The sequence below is a fragment of the Paenibacillus sp. TAF43_2 genome (assembly GCF_052113545.1).
Lineage (GTDB): Bacteria > Bacillota > Bacilli > Paenibacillales > Paenibacillaceae > Pristimantibacillus.
In genome coordinates, this window is sequence record NZ_JBFRDK010000032.1 from 1 (window position 1) to 11238 (window position 11238).

General features: G+C 46.0%; 8 protein-coding genes. 1 reads left to right on the top strand and 7 read right to left on the bottom strand.

From position 1 onward, the window contains the following. The 6 genes from AB4Z17_RS09590 to AB4Z17_RS09615 form a co-directional block, all read right to left on the bottom strand. Window positions 1-440 (bottom strand): ATP-binding cassette domain-containing protein (locus AB4Z17_RS09590; protein WP_441959492.1); only part of this gene is annotated, 440 nt, incomplete at its 3' end. Window positions 441-598: 158 nt separating this feature from the next. Continuing rightward, window positions 599-1984 carry a class II fumarate hydratase gene (gene fumC, locus AB4Z17_RS09595; RefSeq protein WP_441959494.1) on the bottom strand — a complete coding sequence of 462 codons (1386 nt, stop codon included), beginning with the start codon at window positions 1982-1984 and terminating at the stop codon, window positions 599-601. A 139-nt stretch (window positions 1985-2123) separates the two neighbouring features. Continuing rightward, on the bottom strand, window positions 2124-3224 hold the full coding sequence (locus AB4Z17_RS09600; protein WP_441959496.1) for an ATP-binding protein: 1101 nt from the start codon (window positions 3222-3224) through the stop codon (window positions 2124-2126). Window positions 3225-3521: 297 nt separating this feature from the next. Further along, window positions 3522-4397, bottom strand: a complete 876-nt coding sequence (locus AB4Z17_RS09605) for a glycoside hydrolase family 43 protein (protein WP_441959498.1) — start codon at window positions 4395-4397, stop codon at window positions 3522-3524. 102 nt (window positions 4398-4499) lie between these two features. Next, on the bottom strand, window positions 4500-5168 hold the full coding sequence (locus AB4Z17_RS09610) for a bifunctional 2-keto-4-hydroxyglutarate aldolase/2-keto-3-deoxy-6-phosphogluconate aldolase (RefSeq protein WP_076268815.1): 669 nt from the start codon (window positions 5166-5168) through the stop codon (window positions 4500-4502). 99 nt (window positions 5169-5267) lie between these two features. Beyond that, window positions 5268-5579, bottom strand: a complete 312-nt coding sequence (locus AB4Z17_RS09615; RefSeq protein ID WP_076268814.1) for a Dabb family protein — start codon at window positions 5577-5579, stop codon at window positions 5268-5270. Window positions 5580-5820: 241 nt separating this feature from the next. On the opposite strand from AB4Z17_RS09615, the gene AB4Z17_RS09620 reads away from it, so the two are divergent. Continuing rightward, window positions 5821-9894, top strand: a complete 4074-nt coding sequence (locus AB4Z17_RS09620; protein ID WP_441959499.1) for a bifunctional 2',3'-cyclic-nucleotide 2'-phosphodiesterase/3'-nucleotidase — start codon at window positions 5821-5823, stop codon at window positions 9892-9894. Window positions 9895-10015: 121 nt separating this feature from the next. Here AB4Z17_RS09620 and AB4Z17_RS09625 read toward each other — a convergent pair whose 3' ends face one another. Beyond that, window positions 10016-11230, bottom strand: coding sequence for a DUF418 domain-containing protein (locus AB4Z17_RS09625; protein ID WP_441959501.1), 1215 nt, complete (start codon window positions 11228-11230; stop codon window positions 10016-10018). Window positions 11231-11238: the final 8 nt, after the last annotated feature.

Sequence of the window (11238 nt, forward strand, 5' to 3'; positions counted from 1 at the left end):
AGCTTCGACAGCGCCATCTTCGCATCGCTCTCCAGCTGCCATGCATCAAATTCATCCATAAGCTGGTTTGCCTTAATCAGCTTGTCTTGCAGCGCTACATCGCTTGGATTAAGCTCAATCGCTTCCATTGCAGCAGCATAAGCCTGCACAGCTCTTAGCTGTGGAGAATCTCCGCCAAGCACATGCTCCAGAGTCGTTTCGTTCGGAGCAAATACCGGGTCCTGCGCCAGCATTCTAACCGTTACCCGGTTGCCGATCGACACTGTGCCTGAGTCAGCTTGTTCTAGGCCCGCAATCACCTTAAGAAAGGTGGATTTCCCCGTGCCGTTCACACCAATGATGCCGACTTTGTCGCCATCCTCTACGCCAAATGTTACATTTTCGAACAATAGCTTCTCGCCATAGCTCTTCGTTATATGTTCTACAGACAATAAATGCATGAGACAAACCTACTTTTTTGGAATAGTATTGCTGCGATTGCAGCCCCTCGTATCATACCATAAAAAGCCCATATCATAACATGAACCTCTGTACAGCAAAAAGAATCAGCACCTTGTCCCATGAGACAAGAGCTGATCCTTTCTTATTTCGCTGTTTATTAACGCTTTCCGATCATGTTCTCGGGACGAACAAATTCATCGAATTGCTCTGAAGTTAGCAAGCCGCTCGCGATAGCCGACTCCTTCAATGTTAGTCCTTTTTTGTGTGCGTTTTTGGCAATGGCAGCCGCATTCTCGTAGCCGATATGCGGATTAAGCGCTGTGACCAGCATCAGCGACTGATCCAGATTACGTTTGATAACCGCTTCGTTTGGCTCGATGCCAACCGCGCAGTTGTCGTTGAATGAAACCATGCCATCAGCAAGAAGGGCTACTGATTGCAGGAAGTTATAGATGATAACTGGTTTGAATACGTTTAGCTCGAAGTTTCCTTGGCTTGCTGCCATCGAAATAGCCGTATCATTGCCAATCACTTGGCATACTGCCATCGTCAAAGCTTCGCTTTGCGTTGGATTAACTTTACCTGGCATAATCGAGCTGCCCGGCTCGTTCTCTGGAATCGAAATTTCACCGATGCCGCAGCGAGGACCGCTTGCCAGCCATCTTACATCGTTTGCGATTTTCATCAAATCAGCCGCCAGCGCTTTTACGGCACCATGCGTGTATACGATTTGGTCGTGGCTTGTAAGCGAGTGGAATTTGTTCTCTGCCGTTACAAATGTTTTGCCCGTAAGCGCCGTTACTTCTTGCGCCACTGCAACTGCAAAGTCAGGGTGAGCGTTAAGGCCCGTACCAACTGCCGTACCGCCAAGCGCTAGATCGCGCATCGTTTCTACGCTTTGAACTAGCATAGCGCGCGTTCTGTCCAGCATGGAATACCAGCCGCTTATTTCTTGGCCCAGCGTAATTGGTGTAGCATCTTGAAGATGAGTACGCCCGATTTTCACAATATCGTTAAACTTCTCCGCTTTCGCGCGAAGCGTGCCATTCAGTAGATCAAGAGATGGAAGCAAGCGATCCTCGAGCGCAATTACGCCAGCAATATGCATCGCTGCAGGGAATGTATCATTCGAGCTTTGTGAGCGGTTAACATCATCATTCGGGTGGATGCGCACTTCGCTTCCGCGTTCTGCAAGCAAGTTATTCGCACGGTTAGCAATAACCTCATTCACGTTCATGTTCGTTTGCGTGCCGCTGCCTGTTTGCCATACGACTAATGGAAAATGCTCATCCCATCTGCCTGAAACGATTTCGTCTACCGCTTCACCAATAATCGCTGATTTTGCTGCATCCAAAACGCCAAGCTTCTCGTTGGCTTGCGCGGCTGCTTTTTTAATATAAGCCATCGCATACACCACTTCGATCGGCATGCGCTCACCGCTAATTTTGAAGTTTTGCAAGCTGCGTTGCGTTTGTGCGCCCCATAGCTTATCCGCAGGAACCTGAATCTCGCCCATTGTGTCCTTCTCAATACGATAATCCATTAATTGAACGACTCCTTTAATCAATTGTGTTTTCTCTTTTTTGACCCTGTTTCTGTTATAACGCTATTCCTGATCAGAATCAAGCAAAGCTCCCAAATTGGTTATAAGGACTGCGCTTTTGCTGAGCATACTGCTCACGCTAAACATACGCTTCTTCAGTCATAAGAGGGAGTTCTAATACAAAGCATGAGCCGCGCTCATTGGATTCCATCAGCCATATCCGGCCTGCCATTTGCTCAGCAAGTTTCTTACAGATAGATAGCCCGAGCCCTGTACCGCTGTATTCAAAGCTGCGCTCAGGTGTATGCAATTGAGAGAATGGTTTAAAAAGCATGTCCAGCTTCTCCGCACAAATACCGATTCCAGTATCTCTAACCTTTACAAGCATTAAAGGATAGCTTGAATCTGAAGAATGCTGCTCCACAGAAAGGGTTACATCGCCAGTATTTGTGAATTTGATTGCATTGCTGATTAGATTAATCATGATTTGCTGAATTTTCGTAGCATCGGTCCTAACCATATCCGGTATAGTAGGACAGACTTCCGCATGAAGCTTAATGCCTTTTTTGGCAGCATCCGGACCGAGCAGCTCTTGAACTTGTTTGACGCATGAGCGCAGGTCAAGCGGGAGATGAACGAGCTCTGATTGATCGGAATCGATTTTGGCATACGATAAAATATCATTTAGCACAGCGAGCAATGAATCTCCGCTGGACTGTGTAATTTTAATATATTGACGCTGCTCCTCGGTCAGCTCAGTGGACTGGAGCAGATCGATCATTCCGATGATACCATTTAGAGGAGTGCGGATCTCATGACTCATCACGGCAAGCAGGTTGGATTTCTCCTCAGCCAAATCACAAATCTTATGATGAGCTTCCTGCAGTGCCATGGCTGCGTCTTCCAATTCTAGAACATTGGCAAAAAAAGCAGCTAACGATGACATGAATGCTACTTCCTTCTCGTCGTAAGCATAGAAGTTATGGTCAAAGGCGCAAAGGGAGCCGTATACTTCTCCACTTTTTTTGACGATCTGAACTCCCATGAAAGAACAACCGCCGACCAGCTTCGTTGCATCCATATCCCGCGTGAGCGGATGTGTCAAATTATTATTAATAATTAATGGCCCTTCTGACTTTTCAATGACCAAATGACAATAGGACTCTTCGTTGTCAACGACTAAGCCTTCATCCAAAATCATGTAGTCGCGATTGTACGACCTCAAGACTGTTGTTGTCATTCTATCATTTATAGCGATGCAAAACGTGTTTGCCRGTATCATCGTATAGGCGGTGCTCATTACTTGTGTAGCCGAATTATAAATGTTTGCTGAGACTATCGTTAGCATGTCCTCAATAATAGTAGATCTCATACTACCCATCCCATCATGATTATGAATATGACCGTTACACTAAAATTCCATATGTATTGATCATATACTTCTATAGGAAAGAAGTCTAAGCCTTTCGACCTAGCAACGCCTGTGATTAAAGCAAACATCGCCTCTGGCTTGTCATGAGCTGCCTATTTTTCTTCGTTATTCTTTTCGCTGCAGCGTACCGTTCTTCTCTTCAATTTCAATAAATACAGCTCTTTCATCCGGCTCATTATTGGGTGAGTGCATGGCAAGCATAAGCTCTCCTTCCAATGAGCGGAATAACATCCCGTGTCCGCCATCCTGCGGGAAAAGCGTCTCCGCATCCTGCGTCCATGGCCCTTCAATCGTTCCGCTGGCTGAACGTGCGATCCCAATAGCGTAGCCATTTTTCGAACCGCTTGACCAAAGCATGAGCAGTTCGCCTGCTTGATTACGATATAGATATGGGCCGTCTGTTATATAGTTGTTATGATCATCGCCAAAAGGAGTTGCCCAAGCTGCTTCCGATGCGGAGAAAAGCGTGATCGGCTCTCCAGCCGCTTCCTTTAAATCTGCGGTCAATGGAATGGCGCACATTTTGCCATCATTCACCTGCACCCACTCTTGGCAAAATACCATCCATGGCGTTCCATCCGCTTCGATATGCAGCGTACCGTCAAGACATTCCCACTCCGATGGAGTTACGGGCTTATCTGTAAGCGGGACAAAAGGCCCAAGAGGGCTGTCCGCTATTAAAACCTGTGTTGCGCGCCTCTTATCCTCTGACTTAAATGAAGCAAACATATAGTAGCTGTCATCGAAAACATACACTTCAGGCGCCCAAAAATGATGATCCGACCAAAAATCCGGCTCCGGCCTGAAGGCTGGATAAGGCCCGTCCCAATTCTCAAGATCAGTGCTTTTGTACGTATCGAACCCCGTCCCTGGAGCTGACCATACATTCTCATCCGTTGTACCGTATAGGTAATAACATTGCTCTTGCTCATTTACGAGTATGTAAGGATCACGAATTCGAATTTGCTCACGTTTCAGCATTGGCTGGATTTCCCCCTCTAAACATAAGTATGAGAAAATGATTTCCTTTCTTCTATTTCAAAAAAAAGAACCTGACAGAGGCAGCCTCCGTCAGGTATTTGATTAAAGTCCTTTTGCTTCGCGGTATGCTGCGATATAAGCTGCGGCTTTCTTCTCAATGAGCGAGAAGTCGCCCGTTTTTACAGCGTCCTTCGTTAGATCGGATCCGATACCGACCGCTACCGCACCCGCTTTGATCCAGTCCTTTAGGTTGTCGAGCGATACGCCGCCGGTTGGCATAACGTTAGCCTGCGGCAACGGCCCTTTAATAGAAGGAATGACACTTGGTGAATATAGATTTCCTGGGAACAGCTTCACGATATCAACGCCCAGCTCCAATGCCGTTTGAATTTCATGAATGGTCATTGTACCTGGCAAAATAGGAACCGCATAGCGATTGCAAAGCTTGATCGTATCCGGATTAAGCGCTGGAGAAACGACATATTCCGCCCCTGCCAATATAGCAGCGCGTGCCGTTTCTGGATCTAGTACTGTGCCGACGCCGATAATAGCAAAGTTGTCAGCATCAGGCGATACGGAGCTTGAATACTCTTTGGATAATTGCTCGATGGCACGCAGCGCAAATGGCACTGTCATCGTAATTTCAATCGCTTTGATACCGCCCTTAATTGCACGGCGTGACATTTCCACAACTTCCTCAGGCGAGTCCGCACGCAATACCGCCACGACGCCGGCATCCGTCAACTGCTGAAGCACTCTAAGCTTTTTCATCCCTTAGTCCCTCTTCCCATTATGTTCGTATTTGTTCGAAAATGTGTATTCTATACCGCTCATTATATGTCGTATCAGCTAAATCTTCAATGGAATGTCCTACTTCGCGTAATCGATTTCAAGAAATTTTTCTACTTCTGTCACCCAACGTTCATTTACAAACTGCACATGCAGCGGATGCTCGTTATAAGCATCGTAATCAGCCTGATTTGCAAATTCCATTGCGAAGCCATGGCGGTAGTCATTTTTCCCGCTTACTTGCTTATACACTTGAAAGTTCTTAACAGACGGAATCGAAGTAAGAATCCGCTCGCCATCCTCCAAAAACTGCTGCTCCTCCGCAGAGCCCTGTTCATGCTTTAAGTTAAAAATGACGGAGTGCAAAATCCAGTCTTTTGTTTGCGTTGTCATACGTTTCACTCCTTCTTCTCTATGAAATGGTTTTGTTCCTATAAAAATAACATAAACAAGCTGCTAAGTGGAACGCTTTTCGTTATAAATCCTTCCATTTTTTGTTCTTGTTCTTTTTTCAAAATATACATTATTATTAGCTTGGTTCTATTAAATTTCGAAAATATAGTATTGGAATTTAGTAGCTTCTGCTCTAATATGTTTATGTTAACATTTATGACATGAGAGGAAGATTGGTAGAATGCAAGAAGGTCAGCTTAAGGGGAAAAAGGGTTTACGAAAGCTCGCTGTCTCATCATTGACTTTATTCGTGCTGTCGATGCCGTTTAACGGCATGTTCGCAGCAGCAGCGGATGCCGGGTCCAGCGTGAAACTCAGAATTATGGAAACAACAGACATTCACACCAATCTTGTGCCGTACGATTATTACAAGGATGCCGTTTCCAATACGGTCGGATTTGCTAGAACTTCAAATCTGATTAAAGCGGCTAGAGCAGAATCAAAGAACACATTCCTTGTTGACAACGGTGACCTTATTCAAGGCACGCCGCTTGGCACTTACAAGGCAGTCGTAGCTCCAATTAAAGACAAAGAGATTCATCCCGTCTATAAGGCCATGAATCAACTTGACTACGACGTTGCTACCCTAGGCAACCATGAGTTCAACTATGGATTAGACTATTTGGACAACGCTCTTAAAGGCGCCAATTTCCCTTATGTGAGCGCAAACGTATATATCGATGATAAGGACTCGAATCCGGATAACGATGTGAACCGCTTTGAGCCCTACAAAATTATTACGAAAAAAGTTGTTGATGAATCCGGTCAGGAGCAGACGCTGAAAATCGGTGTTATCGGCTTTGTACCTCCGCAAATTACACAGTGGGATAAAACTTGGCTTGAAGGCAAAGTCATTACGAAGGATATTGCCGCAACTGCTGAGAAATTTGTACCTAAAATGAGAGCGGAAGGCGCAGACATTATTATTGCTATGGCGCACACGGGCTTTAATGGCAACTCTCAAGCAAATACTAACGCTGAGGATGCTGTACTGCTTCTAAGCAAGGTGTCTGGTATTGATGCAATTACATTCTCTCATACTCATAAAGTATTCCCTGCAGTTGACGAGAAATCGCTCGACGCTTTATTTAAGGATGCTTCTGGCAAAGTATATGCAAGCGTTGACAATGCGAAGGGCACGATTAATGGAGTGCCTGCCGTGCAAGCTGGATACGGCGGAAGCAATCTAGGAATTATCGATTTGTCGCTAGAGAAACAGGACGGCAAATGGAAAGTTGCTGGCTCCCAGTCTTCTACGAAAGCGATTTACGATAGCGCAGCGAAAAAACCGCTTGTTGAAATCGATCAAGCGATCATCGACGCCGTGAACGGTGATCACGAAGCAACGATTAAATACGCAAACAATCCGATTGGAACAACAACGGCGCCGATTCACAGTTATTTTGCGCTCGTACAAGACGACCCTTCTGTTCAGATCGTAACGAACGCACAGAAATGGTATGTTGAAAACTATATTAAGAAAAACCTGCCCGAATACAAGGACACGCCAATCTTGTCCGTAGGCGCTCCATTCAAGGCGGGACGCAATGGCGTTGAGGAATTCACAGAAATTAAGGCCGGCCCGCTCGCGATTAAGAGTGCAGGCGATCTCTATCTCTACGACAACACGCTTAAAGCGATTATGGTTAAGGGTTCTGTTGTGAAAGAATGGCTGGAAATGTCTGCTGGCAAATTCAATCAAATCGATCCAAGCAAATCGGAAGAGCAAGAACTGCTCAATCCTTCCTTCCAAGTGTATAACTTTGACGTGATCGATGGCGTAACTTACCAGGTAGACGTTACCAAACCAGCTAAATATAAAGTTGATGGTACGATTAATGATGCAGCTTCCAGCCGGATCATTAAGTTAAACTACAAAGGCAAGCCGGTAGATCCAAATCAAGATTTCATCGTTATTACTAACAATTACCGTGCTGGCGGCGGCGGCAACTTCCCAGGCGTTAAAGGAAGCAAATATATTATTGACGCACCGGACGAAAATCGCCAAATCTTAATGGATTACATTAGCACGAATAAGCAAATTAATCCATTGATCGATAACAACTGGTCGATTGCTCCAGTTATGGGCGATGTAAAGGTTACATTCACTTCTTCTCCAAAAGCGGCGGAGTATGCAAAAACGACGAACAACATCCGTTACTTGGATAAAGTCGATGAAAAGGGCTTCGGCATCTTCTCCCTCGACCTGAACAAGCTATTTACTGATGTACCAGCTTCTCACTGGGCTTCCCCTGCCATTAATGAGCTGGTTGTAAAACAAATCGTTACAGGCAAAACCGATACTACTTTCGAGCCAAACACGAACGTTACCCGCGCGGAATTCGCGACACTGCTCGTGAAAGCTTTGAAATTGACTGCGAAGAGCAAAAGCTCGTTCATCGATGTTCCAGCGACTGCATGGTATGCGGAATCCGTTGCAGCGGCAAGCGAGAACGGTTTGGTTAACGGAGTTTCCAAAGGCAAATTTGCTCCGAACGACAAAATTACGCGTGAGCAAATGGCGGTAATGGCAAGCAACGCATTGAAACTCAAAGCAGGCAAAGAGACGATCGTAGCAGATAGCAAAAAAATGGCCGACGATGCTCAAATTAGTGCTTGGGCAAAAGCTGGCGTGAATATCGTCGTTGACCGCGGGGTTATGAACGGACGCGGCGAAGGCAAGTTTGTCCCTAAAGCGTCATCGACTCGTGCAGAAGCGGCGAAAGTCGTTCATACGCTGATCAGCGATATTTCGGTACAATTGCTGGGCATTAACGATTTCCACGGACAATTGGATTACAAAAAAGATGTAAAGGATGCAGCGGGCAAAGTCGTGTCGACACTCGGAGGCGCTGATTATTTGGCCACATATTTGAAACAACGCGAAGCTTCGAATCCGAACACGCTGCTTGTGCATGCTGGCGATGCGGTTGGTGCCAGCGCACCGGTATCCGCGATGCTGCAGGATGAGCCGACGATCGATTTCTTGAACCGCCTCGGCTTCGATATCGGCACACTCGGCAACCATGAGTTTGACGCTGGCGCTGCTGAAGCACTCCGCTTAATCAACGGAGGCAAAAACCCGAAAACGGGCAAGGATTTCGCAGGTGCAAACTTCCCGTATGTCGCTGCAAACGTAGTGGATGCAAACGGCAAACCGCTGCTTGACGCCTACAAAGTACTTGAGGTTGGCGGAGTTAAAGTCGGTTTTATCGGGGTCGTAACAAATATTACGCCTTCTGTCGTAAAAGCTGAAAGCATTAAAGGTCTTAACTTTATCGAGCAAGCTCCAGCGGTTAACAAAGCAGTGAAAGAGCTGCAAGCGAAAGGCGTGCACACCATCGTTATTTTGGCGCATGATCCATTCGATGGCAAAGCCGACGCTCCAACTGGCGAAGTTGTCGATCTGGCTAACAACGTTGATGATGATGTAGACGTCATCTTCGCAGGCCACAACCATGGCGGCCTGAACAAAATGATCGACGGCAAGCTTGTCATTGAAGCCTTTTCTTATGGTACGGCATTCTCTGATGTGGATCTAGTTATCGATCGTGCAACGCATAACGTTATTTCCGCTAAAGGCGAAGTCGTCGAAGTGAAACGCGAAGGCGTTACCCCGGATGCAGAAATTGCACAAATGATCAAATCGTACCAAGAGCTGAACGCTCCAGTTATGAACGCACCGGTTACTAAAACGGATGCTGCCATTACACGTACAACTAACGCTTCCGGCGAATCAGCGCTAGGAAACCTAATTGCCGATGGCATGCGCGAAGTAATGAAAGCGGACTTTGCATTCATGAATTCGGGCGGAATCCGTAATGATCTTCCACAAGGAAATGTCACTTACGGAAACATGTTCTCCGTACAGCCTTTCGGCAATGTGCTCATTAAGATGACGCTGACTGGCGCGCAAATGAAAGAACTGATGAATCAGCAATGGGCAGGAACAAGCCCGAAGATTGGCCAAATTTCCGGTTTCACATATAAGTATGACGATAGCAAGCCAGACGGCCAAAAGATTGTTGAAATCAAGAAAGCAGATGGCACTGTTCTAGATGACGCAGCAGCCTATACGATTGTCGTGAACGATTTTATGGCAACAGGCGGCGACGGCTACACGGTGCTTTTGAAAGGAACAAACCGTGAAGCTGGTCCTGTAGATCTTGACGCTACGATCACATACATTAATGCGAAATCCACAGCAGGTACTATCTCGGCAAAAATTGAAGGCCGCTTTACTAAAGTGAACTAATCACCTGTTAAAAGAAAATCCCCCTCGCCGAGGCTTCATTCGCACCGGTCGAGGGGGATTTTTTGTATAAATAACCGAATCGTAAATCTAGAACGTAAACATCGTCTGCTCCTCGAATTGCTTACAAACCAGCGTTAGCAGCCTGTGCATCTGCTGCTTTTTTCGAAACCCGAGCTTTTCCGCTAAACGACCAATATGTTGCAATGCGAAGCAGTCGCTCAAATGGACCATTTTTGAACCAGAACAGGATGAAGCTGGACACAACGGCTTGAACGGCATAAATGGCTATGCCAAGCAGTACCCCGTTAAGCACACCGATTTCTCCAAACCATCCCAACGCATATCCATAAAATATAGTGGTACAAATCACTGTCTGCATTAAATAGTTGGTCATAGACATGCGTCCTACCGATTCAAATGCCATAATGATATAGGATCGTTTAGATAAAAACGACATGACGAACGCAAGACCAAAAATATACCCAAAGGCCAGCAATTGTCCGCCCAAACTCAATAACACGCCGCTCCAAGCCCACTCTGGTTGAAGCACTGCCACGCCTTTCGATAATAGACCCAGCGGCAGCAAAATACCGCCGATCCACGCATATCTGCGTCTCTCTCGCTTCGGATTATGGAACCATTGCTTATTCGCAGCTGCAATTCCAAACAAAAACATTGGCAACAGCATAAATGGCATCATAACTACCAGCACCGCCATGACTGCCGCAGGTATTTCTAATGGATCCTCATCTTGGCGGAAGTTCATAATTTCTTGATAGGTTCCTTCCCCGTACACCATTTTGGATTCTACCACATATTCCTGCATGCGAGCTTTCTCTTCTGGTTTATCCTTCTCCATTCCGAAGCTTATGCCAGCCATTAAGACACTCAAAATTACTCCCCATATCATAAGCGTCTTTGGCTTCCGTTTGATAAACAACAATAAGCAAAAACCGGCGATCCCATATGCAAGTAGAATATCGCCCTCCCAAAGGAGCATGCTATGCATAAGCCCAAGCCCTATTAGCATAAAAAAGCGCCGTACCATATACCTCGCTGGCTTAAGCCCCTTGGCGACTAGTCCTTCGCGCAGCTTAAAGAGGCTGTAGCCGAACAAAAACATAAAGATAGGCATAAAGCTGCCTTCCACCGCTACCTTGAGAACTTGATGCGTTACTTCATCTGTAGGAGAAGGATTAAATAGCTTCATTTCCTCTTTCCCATAAATGCCATATTGAAAAATAAGCATGTTCGCCAGCAGGATGCCAAGCAAGCAGAACCCTCTAATCGCATCAATAACGCGAATTCGCTGTCCCGTTTCATTTTGATTTATCATTCCCATCA

Coding starts and splice junctions, on each gene's coding strand:
- fumC (WP_441959494.1), bottom strand. CDS start 1,984: ATGGATTATCGTATTGAGAAGGACACAATGGGCGAGATTCAGGTTCCT.
- AB4Z17_RS09600 (WP_441959496.1), bottom strand. CDS start 3,224: ATGACAACAACAGTCTTGAGGTCGTACAATCGCGACTACATGATTTTG.
- AB4Z17_RS09605 (WP_441959498.1), bottom strand. CDS start 4,397: ATGCTGAAACGTGAGCAAATTCGAATTCGTGATCCTTACATACTCGTA.
- AB4Z17_RS09610 (WP_076268815.1), bottom strand. CDS start 5,168: ATGAAAAAGCTTAGAGTGCTTCAGCAGTTGACGGATGCCGGCGTCGTG.
- AB4Z17_RS09615 (WP_076268814.1), bottom strand. CDS start 5,579: ATGACAACGCAAACAAAAGACTGGATTTTGCACTCCGTCATTTTTAAC.
- AB4Z17_RS09620 (WP_441959499.1), top strand. CDS start 5,821: ATGCAAGAAGGTCAGCTTAAGGGGAAAAAGGGTTTACGAAAGCTCGCT.
- AB4Z17_RS09625 (WP_441959501.1), bottom strand. CDS start 11,230: ATGATAAATCAAAATGAAACGGGACAGCGAATTCGCGTTATTGATGCG.